The sequence below is a fragment of the Chryseobacterium sp. BGA-UO-ETr-SB22 genome, from assembly GCF_059567885.1.
Window position 1 is genome coordinate 1,754,928 of record NZ_JCAQOV010000005.1, and the last position, 23,522, is coordinate 1,778,449.

At 37.0% G+C, this 23,522-nt stretch carries 19 protein-coding genes and 1 pseudogene; 13 read left to right on the forward strand and 7 right to left on the reverse strand.

Annotated elements, in window-relative coordinates; all coding sequences use genetic code 11:
- Positions 1-36: 36 nt before the first annotated feature.
- On the reverse strand, positions 37-1,077 hold the full coding sequence (locus AC57AW_RS15310; protein WP_318845546.1) for an SRPBCC domain-containing protein: 1,041 nt from the start codon (positions 1,075-1,077) through the stop codon (positions 37-39).
- A gap of 162 nt (positions 1,078-1,239) precedes the next feature.
- Here AC57AW_RS15310 and AC57AW_RS15315 point away from each other — a divergent pair, with 162 nt between their 5' ends.
- Entirely contained in the window at positions 1,240-2,700 is a 1,461-nt protein-coding gene (locus tag AC57AW_RS15315) for a S41 family peptidase (protein ID WP_496352573.1), read from the forward strand.
- 78 nt (positions 2,701-2,778) lie between these two features.
- Here AC57AW_RS15315 and AC57AW_RS15320 read toward each other — a convergent pair whose 3' ends face one another.
- Genes AC57AW_RS15320 through glgB form a run of 4 tightly spaced genes read right to left on the reverse strand, consistent with a single transcriptional unit; the run spans position 2,779 to position 7,959 of the window.
- Positions 2,779-4,047, reverse strand: a complete 1,269-nt coding sequence (locus AC57AW_RS15320; protein WP_496352574.1) for a glucose-1-phosphate adenylyltransferase — start codon at positions 4,045-4,047, stop codon at positions 2,779-2,781.
- Positions 4,048-4,064: 17 nt separating this feature from the next.
- Entirely contained in the window at positions 4,065-4,562 is a 498-nt protein-coding gene (locus AC57AW_RS15325) for an FEKKY domain-containing protein (protein ID WP_496352575.1), read from the reverse strand.
- A gap of 40 nt (positions 4,563-4,602) precedes the next feature.
- Complete coding sequence (locus tag AC57AW_RS15330; RefSeq protein ID WP_496352576.1) at positions 4,603-6,009, reverse strand: glycogen synthase; 1,407 nt, start codon at positions 6,007-6,009, stop codon at positions 4,603-4,605.
- Between the two features lie 3 nt (positions 6,010-6,012).
- Positions 6,013-7,959 (reverse strand): 1,4-alpha-glucan branching protein GlgB, encoded by a 1,947-nt coding sequence (gene glgB / locus AC57AW_RS15335; protein WP_496352577.1) that lies wholly within the window; start codon positions 7,957-7,959, stop codon positions 6,013-6,015.
- A 200-nt stretch (positions 7,960-8,159) separates the two neighbouring features.
- Between glgB and AC57AW_RS15340 the strand changes: the two genes are divergently transcribed.
- The 10 genes and pseudogenes from AC57AW_RS15340 to AC57AW_RS15385 all read left to right on the forward strand — a co-directional run bounded on the left by AC57AW_RS15340 (position 8,160) and on the right by AC57AW_RS15385 (position 18,019).
- The gene (locus AC57AW_RS15340) at positions 8,160-9,281 is read left to right on the forward strand and encodes an alpha/beta hydrolase (protein WP_318845540.1); all 1,122 of its coding nucleotides are present in this window, start codon (positions 8,160-8,162) and stop codon (positions 9,279-9,281) included.
- Positions 9,282-9,370: 89 nt separating this feature from the next.
- Positions 9,371-10,786, forward strand: coding sequence for a leucyl aminopeptidase family protein (locus tag AC57AW_RS15345; RefSeq protein WP_496352578.1), 1,416 nt, complete (start codon positions 9,371-9,373; stop codon positions 10,784-10,786).
- Positions 10,787-10,927: 141 nt separating this feature from the next.
- Positions 10,928-12,142, forward strand: a complete 1,215-nt coding sequence (locus tag AC57AW_RS15350; RefSeq protein ID WP_318845538.1) for an ATP-grasp domain-containing protein — start codon at positions 10,928-10,930, stop codon at positions 12,140-12,142.
- 3 nt (positions 12,143-12,145) lie between these two features.
- Entirely contained in the window at positions 12,146-12,418 is a 273-nt protein-coding gene (locus AC57AW_RS15355; protein WP_496352579.1) for a hypothetical protein, read from the forward strand.
- A gap of 29 nt (positions 12,419-12,447) precedes the next feature.
- Complete coding sequence (locus tag AC57AW_RS15360; protein ID WP_496352580.1) at positions 12,448-13,161, forward strand: alpha/beta hydrolase-fold protein; 714 nt, start codon at positions 12,448-12,450, stop codon at positions 13,159-13,161.
- 54 nt (positions 13,162-13,215) lie between these two features.
- The gene (locus AC57AW_RS15365; RefSeq protein WP_496352581.1) at positions 13,216-14,169 is read left to right on the forward strand and encodes an ATP-grasp domain-containing protein; all 954 of its coding nucleotides are present in this window, start codon (positions 13,216-13,218) and stop codon (positions 14,167-14,169) included.
- Between the two features lie 30 nt (positions 14,170-14,199).
- Positions 14,200-15,321, forward strand: a pseudogene (locus AC57AW_RS15370) (carboxylate-amine ligase).
- Between the two features lie 33 nt (positions 15,322-15,354).
- A complete protein-coding gene (locus tag AC57AW_RS15375) occupies positions 15,355-16,188 on the forward strand; it encodes a type 1 glutamine amidotransferase (RefSeq protein WP_318845533.1) in 834 nt (277 codons plus the stop codon).
- 178 nt (positions 16,189-16,366) lie between these two features.
- Complete coding sequence (locus tag AC57AW_RS15380) at positions 16,367-17,545, forward strand: hypothetical protein (protein ID WP_496352582.1); 1,179 nt, start codon at positions 16,367-16,369, stop codon at positions 17,543-17,545.
- A gap of 15 nt (positions 17,546-17,560) precedes the next feature.
- On the forward strand, positions 17,561-18,019 hold the full coding sequence (locus AC57AW_RS15385; RefSeq protein ID WP_496352583.1) for a hypothetical protein: 459 nt from the start codon (positions 17,561-17,563) through the stop codon (positions 18,017-18,019).
- 201 nt (positions 18,020-18,220) lie between these two features.
- Here AC57AW_RS15385 and AC57AW_RS15390 read toward each other — a convergent pair whose 3' ends face one another.
- Both AC57AW_RS15390 and cphA read right to left on the reverse strand, forming a co-directional pair.
- Positions 18,221-18,373, reverse strand: a complete 153-nt coding sequence (locus AC57AW_RS15390) for a bacteriocin-like protein (RefSeq protein ID WP_318845530.1) — start codon at positions 18,371-18,373, stop codon at positions 18,221-18,223.
- Positions 18,374-18,782: 409 nt separating this feature from the next.
- Positions 18,783-21,413 (reverse strand): cyanophycin synthetase, encoded by a 2,631-nt coding sequence (cphA, locus tag AC57AW_RS15395; RefSeq protein ID WP_496352584.1) that lies wholly within the window; start codon positions 21,411-21,413, stop codon positions 18,783-18,785.
- Between the two features lie 198 nt (positions 21,414-21,611).
- Here cphA and AC57AW_RS15400 point away from each other — a divergent pair, with 198 nt between their 5' ends.
- Positions 21,612-22,502: a cyanophycinase gene (locus tag AC57AW_RS15400; protein WP_047374335.1), complete on the forward strand. Its 891-nt coding sequence runs from the start codon at positions 21,612-21,614 to the stop codon at positions 22,500-22,502.
- A gap of 149 nt (positions 22,503-22,651) precedes the next feature.
- A complete protein-coding gene (locus AC57AW_RS15405) occupies positions 22,652-23,494 on the forward strand; it encodes an isoaspartyl peptidase/L-asparaginase (RefSeq protein WP_496352585.1) in 843 nt (280 codons plus the stop codon).
- The last annotated feature ends 28 nt before the right edge of the window (positions 23,495-23,522 follow it).

Consider the following 23,522-nt stretch of genomic DNA (forward strand, 5'->3'; position numbering starts at 1 on the left):
TTAAAAAACCTTAAGAAAAAAATAAATAAATAAAAATCACTTATATACTGATAATGAGAGCTTCATGTTCACGTCCTGTCCTTCCATGGGACGTTCAATAAAGGTCTGACGGATATCTCCGAAGCGCATCTCGTCTTTTTTGGCTTTCTGAATGAGCTGCTGAATCGCCCGAATTCGTCCCTCATAGCTTCCTTTGTAGTAGATTACATAATTTTGAGACGGGTTTACGGATCTAAAATTGAAATTATTGTCTGATACACCGATTTTCTTAGAAAGCGGAATTCCGAGGAAATAAGAAACTTCTTTATCTTTATAATTGTCCGCGTCAGTGATCAGGATGGGATATCCAAATTCATCATCTCTTTTCCCCATATCCATCGTTACGAAATTATAAGCTTTGTTATAATTCATCACGATATTTTTGTAAAGCGCGTCTTTTTTATTGGAAGTGCTTACATTGATCCCAAGCAGCAGTTTGTCTTCTTCATTTTCCACCATCAGACTGTCATATTTGATGGCTGCCATCTGGTTATCTTTTTCTACTTTATTTCCTAAAGAATTTTTAAGATTCGTCATACTTTTGTTGATATTTTCAGCAAAACGATCTTCGGTCCAGAAGTTTTCTACTCTTTTCCAGACAGGCAGTTTGGGTGTATGTACATACCAGATTATTTTTGTTTTTTCTGCGGAAACAGGCTTAAATTTAACATCAACCAGCGTTGGATTTTCATTTTCATCCTCAAAAAGCTGATATTTCAATGTCTTATTAAGATTCTCGTACCTGATGAACATTTCTCCATCGGTATTATTTTTAGGATCCACATAACTAATGGCACTTCCCTGCCCTTCGTAAGGCGTATAATAATCAATATCAATAGATTGCGAGCTGGTGAAAAAATTGTTCCATCTTGTAAAATTCTGAAGGTTATTAAACTGAGAAAAAACCTTATCTACCGGATAATCAATCTCTTTTTCAATGGTGAAGTTCTTACTGTCATCCACAAAATAGTACATGGAAGCAGCATAAGCTCCCCCCAACAAAACAATGATAAAAGTTAATATCTTAAAAATACGCATCGCACAAAAATAGTATAAATATAACGAGTGAACAATATGCAGATTGCATTGAAAAAAAATAATTCTGTTAAAAAAAACATTTGATTTAATGATTAATATCAAATCCTCATGGGGTATGTATGGTATGTATATTGATTCGGAAAAGCCTTAATTCTATATTTTATGAAGAAGTTATGTACATTTCCTTTGATCTTGTTATCAACCATTGCGTATTCTCAATACTCAGTTTCGGAAATTCCTCAAGACGGCTATTTGAAAGATTTTGACATTGCAGTGGATATCATTCAGAAGCAGCATCCAAATCCTTACAGATTCCATAGCAAAGAAGTTGTTACCCGAAAAATAGATTCCCTGCGTAATGCTGTTAAAAAAGATCCAAGCTATATCAGCCTGCTTATCAACAATCCTACCAGAATCATTGGTGACGGACATAGTTCTTTCAGTTCGGATTCTAATTATTTTGAAAATGTTTTAAATTCTATTTACTTTTTCCCTCTGCAGACCTATGTACAGAATGGGCAATTATTTGTAAACGGAACCAATGCATATACTATTGAAGTAGGGAGCGAAATTCTTGAGGTTAATGGGGTAAGCTCATCGGAGCTTTTAAAAGCTGTTCCTAAAGCTGCGGACGGAAATATTAAAGTGGAAGATGTAGATCTGTCTTTTTATATCCCTTTTGTTCTGAAAAATCAGGGCAATGATTTCACCTTAAAATATAAAACGCTTAAAGGAGAACAAAAAACGGCAAAAGTAAAAGGTATTAAATATCCAAGATATTATTACGAAAGCAAACATTCTGTATTGCCTATTGACCTTATTTCAGAAAGCTATGGAATCTATGGTTATTCTATTGACCCTGAAACGTACTATTTGTCTGTGAAGTCTTTCTCTTATGATGAAAGTTTTTTATATGAAAGGCTAAAGAAGTTTTTCCAGGAAATGAAGGATCTGAAAGCTAAAAAACTAATCATAGACATCCGTAATAATTCGGGAGGAGCTATCAGCAATGTCCCTTTGCTGTATTCTTTCATTGCTAAAGATAAAACATTCAATAATGAATATCAATACGGAACTAAGGTTGTTGACATCAATTATAAAGATTATCTGGTAGATCCTCAGACCAGCCGTTATTATTCTGATAAGGATATTGCTGACCAGAATAACTTCATGAGACAGCGGTTTGACAAAGCAGAAAAAGGAGATTATTATTTCGGAAATTCAAGGCTTGATAATACTTATGTAAAAAGCTACCCAAGAGACGGGATGTTTTTTGACGGAAAAATCATATTACTGATCAATAACCGTACTTTCTCAGCAGCCACTTATTTTGCATCGTTATTTAAAAGTGAAAAAAGAGGGCAAATCATAGGAAAGGAAACCGGATCTTGCAGCAATTTCACTACTGCCGCATGGTTTCTTACCTACAGACTTCCCAATACCAAGTCTGTTATTTCTATTCCAAGAACGGAAATCTTCTTTAACAGTAATGATAAAGAAAATGTGGCTAAGTGTACAGGTGTAATTCCTGATCACACCGTTAGCACCAACTTTTTCTTACAATCATTAAAAGAACAAAAAGATCCGGAATTAGAATATTCACTGACCTTATTTTCCAAATAGAATGCTAACAAAAAAAAAGAAACCTAAGCAGGTTTCTTTTTTTTGCTTTGATCAGAAAATATCTTTCTGATTCTTTTCTTATCCAATATGTGTTCCGGGCGCCACAATAGCTCCTTTTTTCACGACTACAATACCGTCCTGTACGGAATAGGTTCCATAATCGCCATCCGGGATATGTTTTCCTCCAATGATTTTCACATTGTCACCAATGTAACAGTTTTTATCAAGGATTGCTTTTTCTATATAACAGTATTTCCCAATTCCCATATTAGGGCGACCAGCTCTGTCATTCAGTACAATTTCTGTGGTATTCTGGTAAAAATCAGCTCCCATCACATAGGAATTTACGATGGTGCTTCCCTTATCAATTCTTGTTCTGTTTCCGATCACGGAATTTTCTATTTTATCAGCCATAATGATACATCCATCCCCAAATACAGCCTTACTTACATAAGAACCGTTGATTTTTGATGGTGGAAGCATCCTTGCTCTGGTATAAATAGGCGAAGAAGAAAAAAGGTTAAACTGCGGCAGATCCAGACAAAGGTCCAGATTGGCCTCGTAAAAAGATTCTATAGTTCCGATATCCGTCCAGTATCCTTCATACTGATAGCTCAATGTTTTGTATTTCCCAATAGAATTTGGAATGATGTCTTTTCCGAAATCATCACCAGCTCCTTCGTCAAACATCTTTTTAAGGATAGTTTTGGTGAAGATATAGATTCCCATAGAAGCCAGAAATTCTTTTCCTGTATGTTTATTTTCTGCTGAAACTTCAGACTTCATGCCTTCCAGCATATCATAATCAGGCTTTTCATAGAAAGACGTGATATTTCCTTCATCATCAGATTTTAAGATTCCAAAACCAGTGGCATCTTTTGCATTGACCGGAATTGTAGCAATGGTAAGGTCTCCTCCATTTTCAATGTGAAAATCCAGCATTTCTCTGAAATCCATCTGATACAGCTGATCTCCTGAAAGAATAAGAATATAGTCATAATCATATTTTTCAAGGTGTTTCATCGACTGTCGTACAGCATCTGCGGTTCCCTGATACCAACTTTCATTTTCTACATTTTGCTCGGCTGCCAGAATATCGACAAAGCCTTTGCTGAAGATGTCAAAGTGATAAGAATTCTTAATATGTGAATTGAGGGAAGCAGAATTAAACTGCGTTAAAACCAGAATCTTATTTAATCCTGAATTCAGGCAGTTTGAAATAGGAATATCTACCAACCTGTATTTTCCTGCGATAGGCACAGCCGGTTTTGATCTGGAATACGTTAACGGGAATAGTCTTGTTCCCCTGCCTCCTCCTAAAACTATGGAGATTACATTTCGATTCATAAATATCTTGCGTTTTTTTATTTTATTAAGTTTACTGTTCTATACTTAGTGTTCACTGCTACTTTAAAGCATTCTTTGTTTTCATATTTCAAATTTGAATTGATCACTGCCACTTCATACTCTCCCTGATCATTAAGCTCTTTAACCTGTTTATTCACATCATCAATCGGGATATTGTAGTCTCTCAGCTTGCTCCTGAACATTTTATTTACAATCAAAACATCCATTACATCTGCACTTTTCATGACAAAATTTTCTATATCCTTATGATATCTTGCTTCCCAACCTTTACCATATTTTTTTGTAATAGCGGCCAGTGTTTTTTTATTAGCTCTGTTTATCTTTTTTTCCAATTCGCCATCAATAACGCATCCTCCGGCATCTACTGTTTTTATTTTCCATTTTTCAGAAATACCATTGGCAGCTTCTTCGCCATACATATCTTTAAGACCAGCTCCGTACAGCCAGAAATAGCCATTACGAAGTCCATCATCTTCTTTTTTACAGGAAGACATCACAACTATTATTAATAAAAAGGAAAAAAACTTTGTCATCTTAGCTATTATATAAAGCTATGTATTTTTCTGCAGATTTCTCCCATGCAAAATCAAAATTCATGTTGGCATGAATAAGATCTTCCATCACTCCTTTTTGGTTATAAATCCCCAGCGCCCTGTTCATCGCATGTACAATATCATCTACACCAGGATAAGTAAAGTTCAGTCCTGCTCCTCCGGTTGAGATATCTTCTACAGTATCTCTGAGTCCGCCCGTATATCTTACTACAGGAACGGTTCCGTATCTCATGGAATACATTTGATTCAATCCGCAGGGTTCCACTCTTGAAGGCATCAGAAGAAAATCTGCGGATGCATAGATCTTATGGGATAGATGTTCTTTATATCCCAGATCCAGAGCAAAATTGGTATAGGTATAATCGTATTCCTTTAGTTTATTCTCGATATAGGTATTTCCAGAACCGAGAATCATAATATTTAAAGCTCCATAGCTTTGTTTAATACTTTTCCACACCACATCTGGTAAAAGATCTGCTCCTTTTTCTGTGGCAAATCTTCCGATAAAGGCAAACAGAGGAAGCTCCGGCTTCAATCCATATTCTTTGCAGAGTTGTTCTTTATTTTTCTTCTTTTGGGCAATTGCATTTTTACTGTTAAAATTAAAGTCCAGCATCGGATCAGTCTCCGGATTCCAGACTTCGGCATCAATACCGTTGATAATTCCATATGCTTTTCCGAATTCCTGGCGAACGAGGCTTTCCAACCCGCGGAAGCTTATAAAAAGTTCTTCCAGATATCCTTCTGAAACGGTGGTAAAGGCATCAGCACATTTAATCATACTGGCCAGAGGATTCATGAATCCGTTCCAATCCATCAATCCCCATTTATAAGAATCAAAAGACGGCATATAGTTGGCCATTCCCCAGCTCATCATTCCTTGATATTCTCCGTTGTGGATGGTTCCTATTGTTTTCACTCCTTTTAAGAATTGAAATTCCGGGCAGTGTTCTACCATAAAAGGAACCAGTCCGGTGTGATAATCGTGGCAGTGTAAAACATCGGGACGGATTTCCATAGCACACAGCCAATGTAATATTCCCTGCTGGAAAGCCATAAACTGGAAACTTTCATCCTGATAGCCGTAAGGGTTGTCTCGGTCTAATAATCCGGGAATTCTCACCATATACAGTTCAAATCCCAAAACGTTTGTTTTTTCTTTCAACACCTGAACCTGCAGCATACTGGTTCCCTGATGAATAAATCCATCAAAAACCAACTCAAATTCATGATCATATATAAAAGGCTTGTTGTACCACGGCATTACTACCTTAGCTTCTATTCCTTTTATTTTATTCTGATATTTTGGCAGCGCTCCTACTACATCCGCCAGACCGCCAACTTTTGCTACAGGATAACATTCTGTACTTAAATGATAAATAACCATTCTTTATCTCTTGTGTTTAATTCTGTGTAATTTATACTTTTTATCTTTCTTCTGTCTTAAAATAATGCCTGCCAACGGTGGTAGTTTCACAGTCATTGATTTCGGATATCCCCGCCATTCTTCATTTTTCTCTTCTACAATTTCAGGTTCTACTCCGCTTCCGCTGTATTTTTCATCATCGGAATTTAAAATAACCTCCCAATGAGTTCCTGCAGGAATCCCGATTTTATAATCCAGTACTTTGGGAGCCAGATTTAAAGCAACCATAGCAACATCATCTTTTTTCTTTCCTTTTCTCAGGTATACATATACTGAGTTTTCGAGATCATCTGCTTCTACCCACTCAAAACCATGTTTATCAAACTGATTTTCATAAAAGGCAGAGTCTGAGGTGTACAGGTGATTCAGTTCTTTAACGATTTCCTGCATTCCTTTATGAACAGGATATTTCAGCAAATGCCAGTCGAGACTTCGGGTAAAGTTCCATTCACTCGTCTGCGCGAATTCATCCCCCATAAAAAGCAGTTTAGCTCCGGGGTGGGTATACATATATACATACAAGGTACGCAGATTGGCAAATTTCTGCCATTCGTCCCCTTTCATTTTATAGATTAAACTTGCTTTTCCATGTACGACTTCATCATGTGATAAAGGCATCATATAATTTTCATTATACATATACATAGAAGCAAATGTCAGCTTATGATGATGGAATTTACGATTAACAAAATCTTCTTTAAAATAGTCCAGCGTATCATGCATCCAGCCCATCATCCATTTCATTCCAAAGCCTACCCCTCCGTCATGAACAGGTTTTGTAAGCATAGGAAAATCTGAACTTTCTTCTGCAATGGTCATAATACTATTCCCAAATTCCTTGTATACAGCTGTATTGAATTCCTGTAGAAAAGCTTTAGCCTCCAGATTGACATTATCACCATAAATATTCGGTTCCCATTCGCCCTCATTCCGTGAATAATCCAGATGAAGCATTGAAGTTACGGCATCTACGCGCAATCCGTCAGCATGGTAGCGGTCCAGCCAGAACATGGCATTGGAAATCAGAAAAGATTTCACTTCATTTCTTCCGTAATTGAAAATATGGGATTTCCAATCGGGATGAAAACCTTTTCTAGGATCTTCATGTTCATAGAGATATGAGCCGTCAAAACGATGAAGACCATTAGCATCTCCCGGAAAATGAGAGGGAACCCAATCCAGAATAACGCCTATATTATTTTTATGAAGTTCATCAATGAGAAACATCAGATCCTGTGGTGAGCCGAAACGTGAAGTCGCTGCATAAAAACCAGTAATCTGATATCCCCAGCTTGGATCATACGGATACTCCATCACAGGCATGAATTCTACATGGGTAAAGCCCATTTCTCTGACATAAGGAACCAGCTTTTCTGCAATATCCCGATAATTTAAAAACTGACCAGGATTATCACCTTCCCTTACCCAAGAACCAAGGTGCAGCTCATACACTGATATCGGAGCTTCCAGCCTGTTTTTTTCCCAGCGGTTATCCATCCATTCCTTGTCATTCCATTCATACCAGGTAGTAGAAACCAAAGAAGCAGCCTGAATATTCTGTTCCCAGCTTACCGCATAAGGATCGCTTTTCTCCAGGATCTCACCTCTTGGTGTTTCTATGGCATATTTGTATAATGTTCCCCAGGTTAATCCTTCAATAAATCCTTCCCAAATTCCTGATCCGTCCCATCTTGGAAACAAAATATGATCTTTATGATTCCAGTTATTAAAATTTCCAATAACGGAAACTTTCTTTGCATGAGGCGCCCATACTGAAAAATACACTCCCTTTACTCCCTCTTTTTCCGCAGAATGTGCTCCAAATTTACCATACAGCTTATAATGCCTACCTTCTTTGAAAAGATACACATCATGATCAGTAAAAAGCGTGTAGGTTTTAACAGAATTCATCAAGTCCGGTTTATATTTATATTTTTTTTGAAACTACGAAAAATACTGCCAATTGCGATGAATTATTCATCAAATAATCATCAACTTGATTTCAGCTTTCCTCTATCTATCAAATATATCATTTTTTAACTCACATTTTTATGATTTCAAAACAATCTTTTTTTTATACATTTAACATCAATATTTATTAAACACACACGATGAGGTTTGAACTTTATACCGAAGAAAAAGACGACAGAACGGTATTTATTACCGGAAATTTCAACAGCTGGAACCCTAAAGATTATAATTTTCAGCTTAAACAAATTGATCCTTCCCATTATTTTATAGAAATTGATGATCAGACTCTTCCCGAAGAAATTGACTACAAATTCACAAAGGGAGGCTGGGAGAATGTGGAGCTTGACCAATATGGAAATATCACGCCCAACCGAAAAGTAAAAAAATCTGCCGGCAAAACTTCTGACACCATAGAAAAATGGAGATTAAACTGGGGGCCGTTCAAAGAAGAATATTATCCCATTGCTGAGGTTATTTCCGAAAATTTTTATATCCCGCAGCTTGACCGCCACCGTAAAGTATGGGCACTGCTTCCCTACGATTATCATACAACGGATAAGCGATATCCTGTTTTGTATCTTCAGGATGCCCAGAACTTATTCAATGAAGGAAGCGGCTTCGGAAACTGGGAAATTGACAAGAAACTGTCTATTCTTGCAGAATATGGCCGTGGTGATCTTATTATTATCGCCATAGAGCATGGAAGCGAAGAAAGAATTAAAGAATATATTTTTGATAATGATCATGTAGCCAACGGTTCTGAAGGAAAAAAATACATCCGCTTTATTGCAGATACTCTAAAGCCTTTTGTAGATGAAAATTACAGAACAAAAAAAGACCGTGACAATACCGGAATCGGAGGCAGCTCATTGGGGGCATTGATCAGCATATACAGTGGTTTTCTTTACCCTGAAGTCTATTCCAAATTATTGATTTTCTCACCTTCCCTTTGGGTAGAACCGAACAACAACTTTCCGATGATGAATTTCCGGGTTCCTTATAAAACAAAAATTTATCTCTACGGCGGAGGTCAGGAAGGGTCTAAAATGGTAAAAAGAATTCATATTTTTGAAGAGTATCTGAAAAGATGGGAAGAGAAAAAACTGTTTGATTTTGAGTTTAAGACCAATGTCAATCCTGAAGGCACCCATAATGAATTTTACTGGTCACAGGAATTCCCAAGGGCTATTGAATGGTTATTCTATGACAATACAGAAAACCCTGTAGAAGTGAAACCACAACAACAAAGCATTAAAAACTAAGTCTATAAAATCGCTGAAGAAAATTCTCAGACAGACAAGAACAAATGAAGAGCGATTGCGTATGATTTAAAAAAAAATAATATCTATCTATGAAACTAATCAATAAAAAAAACAAAAATTACACTCAAGTCTTTCATGTATTTACAGAGGAAGAATGGACAAAATCCAGTAAAAATTTCAATAAAAACATTTCAACTTTTTTTACAGGAAAGAAGTATGAAGTTTTCATCAATGCTCATGAAGAAGGAATTACCTATTTCATCGGATTAGGAAAATCTACGTTACAAAATTTCGAAATCCAGCAGGTTGCAGCCAAATTCTCACAGACACAGAAAGAGAAACTGCAGGCAGTACCTACATTGGCCCTGGCAGATTTTATGAATGAAAAACAATTCGAAGAATTTGTAAAAGGACTACTGATTGGAACTTATAACTATCCTTTTGATAAAAAACACACTTTCTGGAATGCAAAATTTGAATTACACTTTGAAAATGTAAGTCAAAAGAAATTAGACCTTATCAGCCAGAAATCGGAAGCACTGGTAAACGGACAAACAGCCTGTCAGGATTGGCTTAACAAACCTGCCAATCTTAAAAAACCGGATATCTTAAGTGCATACCTTAAAAATCTGGCAAAAAAATATGAGTTAAAATACACCGTTTTCAATAGAAAGAAATGTGAAGAGCTTGGATTGGGCGCCTATCTTTCAGTCAATCAAGGAAGTGCTTATGATGCAGCGTTCACTATTTTAGAATACAAAACTACAGTTAAAAATGCCAAAACTTTCGGATTGGTAGGAAAATGTATTTTGTTTGACACGGGAGGAATATCAATAAAAAGCTCCGCCAATCTGCATTACATGAAATCTGATATGGGTGGAGCTACGGCTGTTTTGGGAACGCTAATCTATGCAGCTGAAATGCAGCTTCCGGTGAACATCATTGCCGTTCTTCCTATTACAGACAATGCTATTTCTGAAAAAGCCCTGCTTCCAAGTGACGTCATCACAGCCTACAACGGAAAAACCATTGAAGTACTTGATACTGATGCTGAAGGCCGTTTAATTCTTGCAGACGGACTATCTTATCTTTCTAAGAACTACAAAACAGATTTCCTTATTGATCTGGCTACTTTAACAGGAAGTTCTGTACGTATGTTTGGAGATACCTGTGCTGCAATGTTTTCCAATAATGAAGAATTGAAAAATAATCTGATAAAAACCGGAGATCAAACTAACCAGAGAGTATGGAATCTACCTTTATGGGATATCTGGAAAGATGATATTCAGTCTGATGTAGCCGACATGAAAAACATCTCTCTGAAACCTGTAGGAGACTGCATTATTGCAGCAAAATTCTTAGAACAATTCACTGAAAACCACCCTGGTTGGGCTCATTTGGACATTGCCGGAGTAGCATTTGGAAACGTAGGATACGCCAAGGAGAAAGCGGCAACAGGTTTTGGAGTTCAGTTACTGGTGAATTTAATTGAAAATTATCATTAAAAATTAGTTTTTTACAAAAAAACTCTGTATAATTGATTAGTGGATTTTCAAAACCGCACGATATTACATTTTATGGTATTGATAAAATAACAAATAAATGCTTTTATTTTTGAAAATCCACTAAATATTAAAAAACATTATATGGAGAAGAAAACTATTGTATGTATTTCGTGCTACTACAAAGGCTACGATTTTATGGACGAAATGAAGAATCTCGGCAATAAAATCATCTTAGTAACCTCAGAAAACCTTAAAGAAAAAAACTGGCCCTGGCATGCGATTGATGAGGTATTTTATATGCCGGAACTCAAGCCATCCGTATGGAATCTGGAGCATCTGATTCAGGGATTTTCCCACCTGATGAAAACCAGAAAAGTAGATGCTGTAGTGGCATTAGATGATTATGATGTAGAAAAAGCGGCATTAATCAGGGAAACATTCCGTATTCCAGGAATGGGACAGACTACCCACCGCTATTTCAGGGATAAACTGGCTATGCGTCAGAAAGCAAAAGATTCAGAGATCAGTGTTCCGGAATTTACAGCAGTTTTCAATGATAATGAAGTCAATGAGTTTACAGACCGCGTTCCTGCACCATGGGTATTGAAACCCCGCTCTGAAGCTTCCGCATCAGGAATCAAGAAAATAACTTCCAAAGAACAACTTTATGAGGCACTGGAGACCCTGGGAGAAGAACGTCATCTTTTTTTACTGGAAAGTTTTAAACCAGGAGACGTTTACCATGTAGACAGTCTTACTTTTAATAAAAAAATTATATTCACTTCAGCTTCAAAATACCTTGCTCCTCCTATGCAGGTTTCCCATGAAGGCGGAGTATTCAGATCAAAAACTTTAGGCCGGTATTCTGAAGAATTCAAAGCTTTGGAAGAAATTAACGCCAGAGTACTTTCCAATTTCGGACTGATCAATGGGGCTACCCATACAGAATTTATCCGTGGAAAAGAGGACGGAAAATGGTATTTCCTTGAAACCTCTTCAAGGGTTGGCGGTGCTCATATTCCGGATCTGGTTGAAGCATCAAGCGGCATCAACATCTGGAGAGAATGGGCCAAAATTGAAGATGCTCTTCTGAGAGGCAATGATTATAATGTCTCACCACCCACAGGATATTATTCAGGGCTGATTGTTGCTCTGATCAAAGATAAAGAACCTAATTACAGCAGCTTTGAATGTGAAGAAGTGGTAAAATTTCTTCCAATAGATTATCATGTCGGGATTGTTTACAAATCCGGTGATGCCTCCGTTGTACAGGACAGACTTGACTCTGCAGCAGAAATGATTCACGCGGATATGCTGAATATTCTACCCCCCAAAGGCAGTAAACTTAGCTCGTAAATCATGAAGCCTGATATTCAAAATATTATTAAATTCATAATACACAGTCTGCCAGAAGATTCCATTGTAAAACGTAATTTAGAGAACATTAATTCCGGAAAATGGCGAAGCAGGGCTTATTATCAGTTTATTGATTCAGCTCATCCCAATACACCGGATTCAAAATGGATATTTAAAGAAAATATTATTCTGGAGCATCCACAATCAGGAACAATTGTACTGGATATTTTAGAAAAAGATCAACCGGGAGGAATTGAATTTTATGAATTAATATAAAAACACAAATTAAAACTAAACAAACAAAAATGCCTCATATAGAACATACAGAGTATTATTCAAATATATTGGGAACCAACCTCAAGGTAGAAGTGACCGGACATTACGGCCACCCTATCATTATGTTCCCTACTTCCCAGGGACAATATACCCAGAATCATGATTTTCATCTTAACGGAAGTATCAATTGGTTTATAGAACAGGGAAAAGTAAAGCTTTACAATGTTCAGACCATAGACGGCTGGAGTTTTTATGATGACAAAATATCTCCTCAGCAAAGAATAAGAAACTATGAGCGGTATGTACAGTTTCTGATCAAGGAATTTGTTCCCTATATTCAGAAACTTCATAAAACCCATCGCGTAGCAGTGGCCGGAGCAAGTTTTGGAGGATATCACGCAGCCAATTTTGCTTTCCGATTTCCTGATGTGGTTTCCCATTTATTTTGCCTTTCCGGAGCATTCAGCATAAGGAATTTTATGGATGGTTATTCTGATGAAATGGTTTACTTCAACTGTCCGAGGGAATTTGTAAGAAATGATGACGCCTGGAAGTATAAACACATGCATATTGTACTCAGCACTTCTGACCAGGATATCTGCAAAGATAAAAATGTTGAAATGTCTGAAATCTTAAGGCTGAAAGGAATAGACTTCTGGTATGATGAAAGAAAATGGATAGGCCATGACTGGCCGTTGTGGAGAATGGTCTTCCCAACCTTTATTGGAGCGTTTTTCTCATAAAAACAATAGAAAAGACAAATAGAAAAAAATATACCCATCTTAAAAACAAAAATTATGACAAAAAAAGTAGGAATTCTTTTCGGTATGGAAGACACGTTTCCCTGGGCATTTATAGACAAAGTAAATGAATTGGGAGGTGGAGAAATCATAGCTGAACCCGTTACCATTGACAAATTAGAACAGGGTGCAGATTATGGTTACGCGGTGATCATCGACAGAATTTCACAGGACGTTCCCTTTTACAGAGCCTACCTGAAAAATGCTGCACTTAATGGCACTTATGTAATCAACAATCCCTTTTGGTGGAGCGCTGACGAGAAATTTTTCAACAATGCACTGATGTCTAAACTTGGCATTCCGCTTCCTAAGACTGTTTTGCTGCCTTCACACGAAAGACCGGAAAACACTTCGGAAACCTCATTCAGAAATCTCAAATTCCCTCATGACTGGGAATACATCTTTAATTATGTAGGGTTCCCTGCTTACATGAAACCTCATGATGGAGGGGGCTGGAAAAGCGTTTACAGAGTAGAGAATCCGGACGATCTTTGGAACAAATTAGGAGAGACAGAACAACTGGTGATGATGGTACAGGAAGAAATTGTCTTTGATGATTATTACAGGGTTTACTGCTTAGGGAGAAAATATGTTCATATCATGCCTTACGAACCAAGAAATGCTCCTCATTTGAGATATGCCACCACTCATCAGACACAAGGCGAAGAACTTGAAAAACTGCTGAAAACTATTCATGATTATACGATTACCATGAATGAAGCTTTGGGATATGATTTCAATACAGTAGAATTTGCCGTAAGAGACGGTATTCCTTATGCAATTGACTTCTGCAACCCGGCTCCGGATGCAGACAGAAATTCTGTAGGAGAAGAAAATTTTGCATGGATTATAGAACATGCTGCAAAACTGGCTATAGAAAAAGCTAAAGAATATGTTCCAGGGAAACCTAACATTACGTGGGGAACCTTTGTGAAAGATTCCATAAAATAACATTGAAAAAAATTAAAAAACACAAAACAAATGCATCATCAGTTTACTATTGGAATTGAAGAAGAATATCAGATCATTGATGTAGAAAGCAGAGATCTTGTTTCTCACGTTTCAAAAATCATTGAGGGCGGCAAAGCAGTTTTAAGTGAAAACTTAAAGCACGAAATGCATGAATCTATGATTGAAATGGAAACAGGGATCTGCCAGAATATTCAGGAAGCCAGAGCAGAATTGACGAATTTAAGGCGTCATCTTATCAACATCGCTCACGAGCAGGGACTGCGTGTTTCAGGAGGAGGCACTCACCCTTTTTCACATTGGTCAGATAACAGTATCACCCAAGGCGAAAGATACATCAAAATTGTAGATGACATGGGTGATGTAGCCCGCGAAAACCTTATTTTCGGATTACACGTACACATTTGAATTCCCAACCGTGAAGAAGGCGTAAGAATTCAGAATGTAATGCGTTACTTTCTTCCTCACGTGTATGCTCTTTCTACCAATTCACCTTTCTGGATTGGGAGATATACAGGTTTTAAATCTTACAGACAGGAAATTTTTGTAAAATTCCCAAGAACTGGTATCCCGAGTTATTTTAATTCTCTGGCGGAATTTGACAGCTATGTAGATCTTCTGGTGAAAACCGGAACCATCGACAATGCCAAGAAAATATGGTGGGATTTACGCGTTCATCCGTTCTACCCTACCATTGAATTCAGAATCTGTGATATGCCGCTGAGAATTGATGAAACGGTATGTCTTGCAGCCATTATGCAGTGTCTCGTGGCTAAAATCTATAAACTTCACCAGCAGAATCTGAGTTTCAGAAGCTACAGAAGACTGCTGTTGAACGAAAATAAATGGCGTGCTTCCAAAAGCGGAATCGAAGCCCATCTGATTGATTTCGGAAAAGAAGAATCTGTTCCTTATCCTCATTTATTAAAAGAACTTCTGGAGTTTATTGATGATGTGGTAGACGATTTAGGATGCCGTCACGAAGTAGAATATGCCTGGAAAATTCTGGAAAACGGAACGGGTGCAGACAGACAGCTTCAGATCTTTAAGGAGACAGGCGATCTCACGAAAGTCGTTGATTATATGATCTCTGAAACTGAGTATGGAATCACCCATGGTGAAACTGCTTCATAATATTTTTGGTAACTTTACAAAAAATATGATGTAATGAAAGATATTCGAATTGCTCTGCTGGACATGAACAACAATCATGTGAATCAAGGTTTTAGAAACATTAAAGAAATTTCTGAAGCATTTCAGCAGAACTCTGAAGAAAATGTTGTCATCAAGACATTTGATGTGAGATTTAAAGATGAAATGCCGGAGATTGGAGATTTTGATATTTTCATCTCTTCTGGCGGGCCGGGAAATCCACATCGGGAAGGTCTTGCCTGGGAAGATAGATTTGCCAGTTTTTTAGATTCCGTTTTTGAACATAATAAATTCAGTGAAGATAAAAAATACCTTTTCCTTATCTGCCATTCATTCCAGTTGGCAAGTATTCACTGGAATCTGGGTAATATTTGTAAAAGAAAGTCTTATTCCTTTGGAGTAATGCCTGTTCACAAAACAAAAGAAGGCAGAGAAGAGTTCTTATTCAAAAATCTTCAGGATCCTTTTTATGCAGTAGATTCCAGAGCTTATCAGTTTATTGAGCCGGATCATGACCGTTTTGAAGAACTTGGAATGACGGTTATGGCGATTGAAAAGTTCCGCCCTCATATCAATCTGGAAAGAGCGGTAATGGCAGTTCGTTTTTCGGAAGAGATATTCGGGACACAGTTTCACCCTGAAGCCAATCCTGAATCTTTGATCGAAAATCTGAAAGATGAAAAAAACAGAGAAGCCATGATCGAAAACTTCGGAATGGAAAAATATCTTGAAACCATGGACAGAATAGATGATGAAGACAAAATCATCCTTACCAGAAATCAAATCCTTCCGAGATTCCTTCAGTTTGCAAAAAAAAACATTTTGAAAGAAGCTGAATCTTTGGTTTAAAAAATTAAATCACTATAAACCACAAAAGTCACAAAAGGTTTGGATATTTAAGTCTAATAAGTAATGATAAAGACTTAAAATTAGAAATAAGCATAATCTAAAAACTTCTGTGCCTTTTGTGGTAAAATCAAATCGGGTAGAAATGCTCGATTTTTTATCATCACAAAAGAAAAAAAATATGATTCCAAAATATAGAAAACAGTTCAATCAGGAGTTTTCGGATGAAAAGTATAATCAATTAAAAAATATACTGGCAGAAAAAGGAGGTACAGCACCTACTTTCAGGGTTTCAGAAAGCCCTATTTTTTTGACTAAAGAATTTGAAAGTAAGCTTATTGATGCCAGTGAAAGTATCATCAGCCAGATCAAAGCAATTCCGGCAGAAACACTTCGGAAAGCCGTTCCTGATAGCTGCAGAGTTCCCAATGATACAGATCAGCCTCATTTTTTCACCATAGATTTTGGAGTCTGCAAAAGTGAAAACGGAGCAATAGAACCTCAACTAATAGAGCTTCAGGCATTTCCTTCTTTGTATGCTTTTCAGAAAGTGTACGAAGAAACCTTCTGCGAAGTCTATCCTTTTCTTTCGGAGATTAAAAATCCGATGCCTCATGAAACTTTTAAGAACTATTTAAAAGAATTAATTGTAGGAGATGAAAATCCTGAAAATGTAATCCTGCTTGAAATCTTTCCGGAAAAACAAAAAACAGCAATTGATTTTGCTTTAACAGAAAAATTATTAGGGATAAAAACCGTGTGTCTGACGAAAGTAAAAAAAGAAGGCAAAAAGTTGTATTATGAAAATGATGGAAAGCTGGTAGAAATCAAGAGAATTTACAACCGGGTTATATTTGATGAATTGGACAATATCCCTGATCTTACCACTGAGTTTGATTTCCGTGAAGAAGTAGATGTTAAATGGATCACCCATCCCAACTGGTTCTTTAAAATTTCAAAGTTTCTTTTGCCTTTATTGGAGCATCAGTTTGTTCCTAAAAGCTATTTTCTGCATGAGTTTCCGGAACATGAAAATCTTGAAGATTTTGTATTGAAACCGTTATTTTCATTCGCGGGAAGCGGAGTTAATTTGAACCCTACAAATGATATCACCGATGCAATTCAGGATAAAGAAAACTATATTCTACAGAGAAAGGTATCTTATGAACCTATTTTTGAAGATATCAATGGAGAATTCTCAAAAGCAGAGATCCGTTTGTTGTATATTTGGCGGGAAAATGACGAGCGCCCAATCCTCTTGGAAAATCTGGGAAGAATGACCAAAGCAGCAATGGTAAATGTGGATTTTAATAAAAAAGATGCCATTTGGATTGGAAGCTCGAATGCTTTTTTTGGATAAAAAAACTTATAATACATGGACGAAAAGTCAACAGCTTTTGCTGAATTTGAAAACAATACTTTAACCCGAAGAAGAAACCTGCTACCCACGTGGATTAAAATCTTCTTATGGTTATTTTTAATTGGAGGAGCAATAGCTGCTATTTTATTGATAGCTGGTTCTTTTTTAACTCATATTAGTTTATCCTTATATGGAATAAAAGCAAACCACCCCTATTCAATGATAGGACTTTTAATATCTTTTCTGTTTCTATATAAAGGTATTGTTGCCTATGGACTTTGGTTTGAACAAAAATGGGCCGTACAGGCCGCAATAATTGATGCAATCATAGGTATTGGTATTTGTTTCATCATGATGGTTATTATTCCTTTTACTTCCTCAAATATTAGTTTCACATTAAGGCTTGAATTAATCCCTTTGTATTTTTATCTCGTTAAAATGCAGAAAATTAAGAATACCTGGGAAAACTTATAAAAAAACAAAACCTCCGAAATTCCGGAGGTTTTGTTTTTTCTGATTCTTGTAATCTCCTATGAATTTATCTTTCTTAATAAAAGTTGATCAGAAAACAATATAGCATGAGAAGGAGCTCAAAAAGCTTGGTTGAAAATACTTAAAAGTAAATATCAAATTGAAATACAGTAACAAAAAATCCCTCGCAATGAGGGATCGTATTTATAAATCCGGACATGCCATTTGGTTATCATGCGGGATACATACTTTATCATCGCCCCACGGCATAGGGCAATCACGCCAACCTGGAGGACATTTCCCTTTTCCGTTGATACTTCTTAATTTCTCCTTAGAAATTTTCTTTAAATTTTTCATGGTTTTGATTTTAGTTTAGAATCAAATATAACAATTCTTCTCCAATTAGAGATTTAACATAAAAAAATATCCATTACGGGTTTCCGTAAATAAAAAGTGTCCAATAGAATCTTAGAGAGATGAAAGAATTTATTAAAGTTGTCTCTTATTTCAAAAATCCAGATTCACAAGTGAAATTAATTGGATTTATTGCTTGGACATATGGAATCGGATGGCTTGTTTTGATTTACGAGAAGTTTATTAAGTAGTATAGTCATGGCTCTACCGGAACTCGTAAATACAATGAATTAAATATTTGTAAGCTAGCAGCTAAAAATTATAACCTGCAAAATTCTAGCACAATAGATAAAAAAATTGCAATACGTTTTTTGTTCCGTATTGCAATTTAATAAGTTATATAAAGATGTACTTACACGTTTTTATCGTCTTCCAACAGCTCCTTGGCCTGATATTCCTGTACCAGGTCAATAGCATTGGAAATAACATCACTTAAAGCGGTAATAAAGGTTCCTTCTTCTGCCATTCCTATTGCATGCTTTAAAGCTTCAATCTCTTTAGGAATAATCTCATAACTAACGTCTCTGCCTGCAGAATTAATACCATCAATAATCAATCCGTTGATTTCCTCTTCGGTTCTTCCGCGAAGATGTTTCTCATTTCGGATGATAATATAATCGAACATTCTTCCCGCAATTTTTCCGCATTCTCTGATATCACTATCTCTTCTGTCTCCAACACCGGAAATAATTCCGATTTTCTTCGTAGACTCTACATTTTTCAGATAGTCTTCAATGGCTTCGTAACCTGAGGGATTATGAGCAAAGTCGATCAACACCTTAAAGTTTTTGAATTTAAAGACATTCAATCTTCCCGGCGTAAGCTGAGCACTTGGAATAAACGTTCTCAAAGAGTTAGAAATATCTTCAATCCCGAAACCATAAAGGTAACTTGCCAAACTGGCTGCCAATACGTTCTCAATCATGAATCTGGCTTTTCCTTCCATCGTGATCGGGAAATCTTTGGCTTTTCCAATTCTGATTTTCCAGTCTCCTTTTTTAATGGTGACAAATCCTTCTTCGTATATGCAGGTGATCTTTCCTTCTTTCGCAAATTTTACAATATGGGGATTGTTTTCATCCATACTGAAAATGGCCACATTAGAATCAAGATCATTTACGATCTTCATAGAATATTCATTATCGGCATTCAATACACTCCAGCCACTTTTTTTAACGCTATCCAGTACTACACGCTTCACTTTGGTAAGATCTCTCAGGTTGTGAATATCATTCATTCCCAAATGGTCTTCCTCAATATTGGTCAAAACCCCGATATCACATTGTGAAAAACCAAGTCCGGAACGTAAAATTCCACCTCTGGCAGTTTCCAATACTGCAAATTCTACCGTAGGATCCTTCAAGATAAATTCTGCCGAAAGTGGTCCTGTGGTATCCCCTTTTGTCAACATTGTATTTTGAATGTAAATTCCGTCCGAAGTCGTGAATCCTACTCTGTAGCCGTTACTTTTTACAATATGTGAAATAAGTCTTGTCGTTGTTGTTTTCCCATTGGTACCCGTTACGGCGATAATTGGAATAGTAAAAGGTTTCCCTTGCGGATAAAGCATATCTACCACCGGTGCAGCAACGTTTCTCGGCAGTCCTTCACTTGGAGCAAGGTGCATTCTGAAACCTGGCGCAGCATTGACTTCAATAATAGCCCCGCCACTTTCTTTTAAAGGCTGAGTTAAGTTCTGTGCCATAACATCAATACCACAGACATCCAATCCGATAATTTTGGAGACTCTTTCTGCCATCGTGATATTCTCCGGATGCACCATATCTGTTACATCAATGGAGGTTCCTCCGGTTGAAAGATTCGCCGTTGACTTTAGATAGACCACTTCTCCCCTTTGAGGAATAGTTTCCAGCGTATATTGAAGCTTTTCAAGAAGTTCCAGTGTATCTTTATCTACCTCAATCTCTGTAAGGACATTTTCATGCCCATACCCTCTTCTCGGATCTTTGTTTTCTTTTTCAATAAGCTGCTGAAGATTCAGTTCCCCGTCTCCTACAACATGGGCAGGAACCCTTCTTGCCGCTGCCACCATTTTATTATTGATCACCAGAATACGGAAATCGTAGCCTGTGATATATTTCTCAACAATTACTTTTCTGGAATATTTCTGGGCATGTTCCAGACCTATTTTAGCAGACTCCCATTCGATCACATTAATGGAAGAACCTTTTCCGTGATTTCCATCCAAAGGTTTCAACACAATCGGATAGCCAATTTTCCGGATCACAGCATTTAATCCTTCTTCGTCTACTACCAAATCACCAATTGGTACCGGAATAGCAGCATCATGAAGCATTCTTTTCGTTAATTCTTTGTTACAGGCAATATCAACGGCAATGGAACTTGTTTTTCCTGTAATAGTCGCCTGAAATCTTTGCTGGTTTACACCGTAACCCAGCTGTACCAAAGAATTGGTTCCCAATCTGATCCAAGGAATTCTTCTGGAAGCAGCTTCTTCTACGATACTTCCTGTAGACGGTCCCAGACGGACACGCTCTCTGATTTCTTTTAATCTATGAATACAGGCATTCAAATCATAATCTTTCCCTTCTATCAGGGCTTCTGTAATCTTCATTGCTTCTTCAGCAGCGTAGATTCCCGCATTCTCTTCAATATAATTGAAAACCACATTATACACTCCCGGAGTCTTTGTTTCCCGGGTTCTTCCAAACCCTACATCCATTCCTGCCAGGGTCTGTATTTCCAAAGCAATATGCTCAATAACATGCCCCATCCAGGTTCCTGTTTCCACTCTATGGAAAAAACCACCTTCCACTCCTTCCGAGCATCGATGGGTAATCAATGAGGGTATTAATTTTTCAATCCTTTCCCTGAATCCTTCGATTTTATTGGTAGGATAATTCTCCATTTCTTCTAAGTCTAACCTCATCTGTATCAGCTTCTTTCTTCTGATGCTCCAGATGTTTGGACCGCGTAGTGCCTGAATCTTTTCGATTTTCATAGTCTATTGGCATTTTAACAGTTAACAATAACTCCTTTCATAGTCAAAGATAATGTAAAACCCAAAACAAAACCATAGCAAATTTAAAGATTTGTTAAAAAACAATTAATTTCAATTAACATTCCTAAAACATTAAAAATCAACTAAAGATGGCACGAATTTAGCCAAAGAATGTTAATTATTTTTTAATTTTGTACCATGACGAAGCCTGTTGGAAAATTAATAGTTATCGGAGGAGCTGTAAACAAAGGAAGTTTTGCGGAAACCGATTATGATCAAAACATCGAAAAGAATCTTAATTTTTTTGAACGTGGGATCTTAAGGAAGATCATCAACGAATCAAAACTCAAGGAAGATTCTGTTATTGAAATTGTAACAACCGCCTCTCAAATCCCTCAGATTGTGGGTTCTGAATATAAAAAGGCATTTGAATTTCTAGGTGCTAAAAATGTAAATGTTCTGGATATCCACAACCGTGAAGAAGCCAATTCTGATGCGATGGTGGCAAGAGCCAACGCTGCTGATGTCATGATGTTTACCGGAGGAGATCAGCTGAGACTGACTTCCATCCTTGGAGGAACAAGATTCCATGATACCATTTTATTAAAATACCAGGAGCAGGATTTTATTTATTCCGGAACTTCTGCAGGAGCTGCAGCAGCCTCTGAAAATATGATCTATCAGGGAAGCAGTTCTGAAGCACTTTTAAAAGGAGAAATCAAAACTACCCAGGGATTAGGACTTATTGATAATGTTATTATTGATACACACTTTGTACAGCGTGGCAGAATCGGGCGTCTTTTCCAGGCGGTAGTCAACAATCCGAGAACACTGGGAATAGGTCTTGGAGAAGATACGGGACTTTTCATCCATAATGATGTGATGACTGCTGTAGGTTCAGGACTTGTAATTTTGGTAGACGGAAGGTTCATTAAAGATACCAACCTTACGAATATCAATCTTGGAGAACCTATCTCTATTGATAATTTAACGGTACATGTAATGTCTATGAATGACCACTATGATCTTACGACGAAGACATTAACTATTGAGAATTCTCAGTTTAATCCTATACCACAGGATAAATAGCTTAGTTGATAGTTGATAATCAAAAATATTACTGATCATTATAAAAATGGAACCTTGGTTTCATTTTTTTTGTTTAAAGTCTGATGTTTAATTAGAATTTATAAATTAACTTCGTAGACGAATACATTTATCAACGATCATCTATATTTATGAAAATCATTATCCACGGCGGTTTTTTCTCAGAAAGCGACCAAAGCCATGAAGTAAAAACAGCAAAACAGAATTCTTTAAAAGAAATTGCCCAAAAAGCATTTGATTATCTTAAGACCCATTCGGCTTTTGATACTGTTGCCTATGCCGTTTCACTATTGGAGGACGATCCGTTATACAATGCGGGAATCGGTTCTCAGATTCAGAGTGATGGTGTTATCCGTATGAGTGCTGCTATTATGAACGGAGACACTCAAAAGTTAAGCGGAGTCATCAATATTCAGGATGTAAAGAACCCTGTTTTTGTTGCCAAAGATCTTATTAATGAAGACGACAGGGTTTTGGGAGGTCACGGTGCAAAAATCTACGCTTCGGAACATGGTTTTGATAATTTTTCAACAGAAATTCCTCAGAGAAGAAGTGAATATGAAGCCAAACTGGCCAACGGAGGTAAAGGAACAGTAGGCTGTGTAGCCATTGACCTTGATGGAAAACTGGCTGTTGCTACGTCTACAGGTGGAAAAGGGTTTGAGATTCCGGGAAGAATTTCAGATTCTGCCACAGTGGCCGGAAATTATGCCAATGCCTTCTGTGCTGTAAGCTGTACCGGTGTGGGAGAAGATATTGTCAGCAATGCTACTGCCACAAAAATTGTAACAAGGGTTACAGATGGGATGAGTCTTCAGCAGGCTTTCAACAAGACCTTTGATGAACTTAAAACCATTGATGGATTCGCAGGAGCTATTGCTATTGATAAAGACGGAAATCTTTACCATCAGGATTCTTATCCTACTATGGTTTTCGCCAGTTTTGATGGTGAAAAACTTGAAGCCTTCTCTTAAATTTAACATTTTTTTATAACTCAATTTA

Coding starts and splice junctions, on each gene's coding strand:
- cphA (WP_496352584.1), bottom strand. CDS start 21,413: ATGAAAATCGAAAAGATTCAGGCACTACGCGGTCCAAACATCTGGAGC.
- AC57AW_RS15380 (WP_496352582.1), top strand. CDS start 16,367: ATGATTCCAAAATATAGAAAACAGTTCAATCAGGAGTTTTCGGATGAA.
- AC57AW_RS15365 (WP_496352581.1), top strand. CDS start 13,216: ATGACAAAAAAAGTAGGAATTCTTTTCGGTATGGAAGACACGTTTCCC.
- AC57AW_RS15405 (WP_496352585.1), top strand. CDS start 22,652: ATGAAAATCATTATCCACGGCGGTTTTTTCTCAGAAAGCGACCAAAGC.
- AC57AW_RS15390 (WP_318845530.1), bottom strand. CDS start 18,373: ATGAAAAATTTAAAGAAAATTTCTAAGGAGAAATTAAGAAGTATCAAC.
- AC57AW_RS15345 (WP_496352578.1), top strand. CDS start 9,371: ATGAAACTAATCAATAAAAAAAACAAAAATTACACTCAAGTCTTTCAT.
- AC57AW_RS15385 (WP_496352583.1), top strand. CDS start 17,561: ATGGACGAAAAGTCAACAGCTTTTGCTGAATTTGAAAACAATACTTTA.
- AC57AW_RS15310 (WP_318845546.1), bottom strand. CDS start 1,077: ATGCGTATTTTTAAGATATTAACTTTTATCATTGTTTTGTTGGGGGGA.
- AC57AW_RS15400 (WP_047374335.1), top strand. CDS start 21,612: ATGACGAAGCCTGTTGGAAAATTAATAGTTATCGGAGGAGCTGTAAAC.
- AC57AW_RS15320 (WP_496352574.1), bottom strand. CDS start 4,047: ATGAATCGAAATGTAATCTCCATAGTTTTAGGAGGAGGCAGGGGAACA.
- AC57AW_RS15375 (WP_318845533.1), top strand. CDS start 15,355: ATGAAAGATATTCGAATTGCTCTGCTGGACATGAACAACAATCATGTG.
- AC57AW_RS15325 (WP_496352575.1), bottom strand. CDS start 4,562: ATGTCTTCCTGTAAAAAAGAAGATGATGGACTTCGTAATGGCTATTTC.
- AC57AW_RS15340 (WP_318845540.1), top strand. CDS start 8,160: ATGAGGTTTGAACTTTATACCGAAGAAAAAGACGACAGAACGGTATTT.
- AC57AW_RS15355 (WP_496352579.1), top strand. CDS start 12,146: ATGAAGCCTGATATTCAAAATATTATTAAATTCATAATACACAGTCTG.
- AC57AW_RS15330 (WP_496352576.1), bottom strand. CDS start 6,009: ATGGTTATTTATCATTTAAGTACAGAATGTTATCCTGTAGCAAAAGTT.
- AC57AW_RS15315 (WP_496352573.1), top strand. CDS start 1,240: ATGAAGAAGTTATGTACATTTCCTTTGATCTTGTTATCAACCATTGCG.
- AC57AW_RS15360 (WP_496352580.1), top strand. CDS start 12,448: ATGCCTCATATAGAACATACAGAGTATTATTCAAATATATTGGGAACC.
- AC57AW_RS15350 (WP_318845538.1), top strand. CDS start 10,928: ATGGAGAAGAAAACTATTGTATGTATTTCGTGCTACTACAAAGGCTAC.
- glgB (WP_496352577.1), bottom strand. CDS start 7,959: ATGAATTCTGTTAAAACCTACACGCTTTTTACTGATCATGATGTGTAT.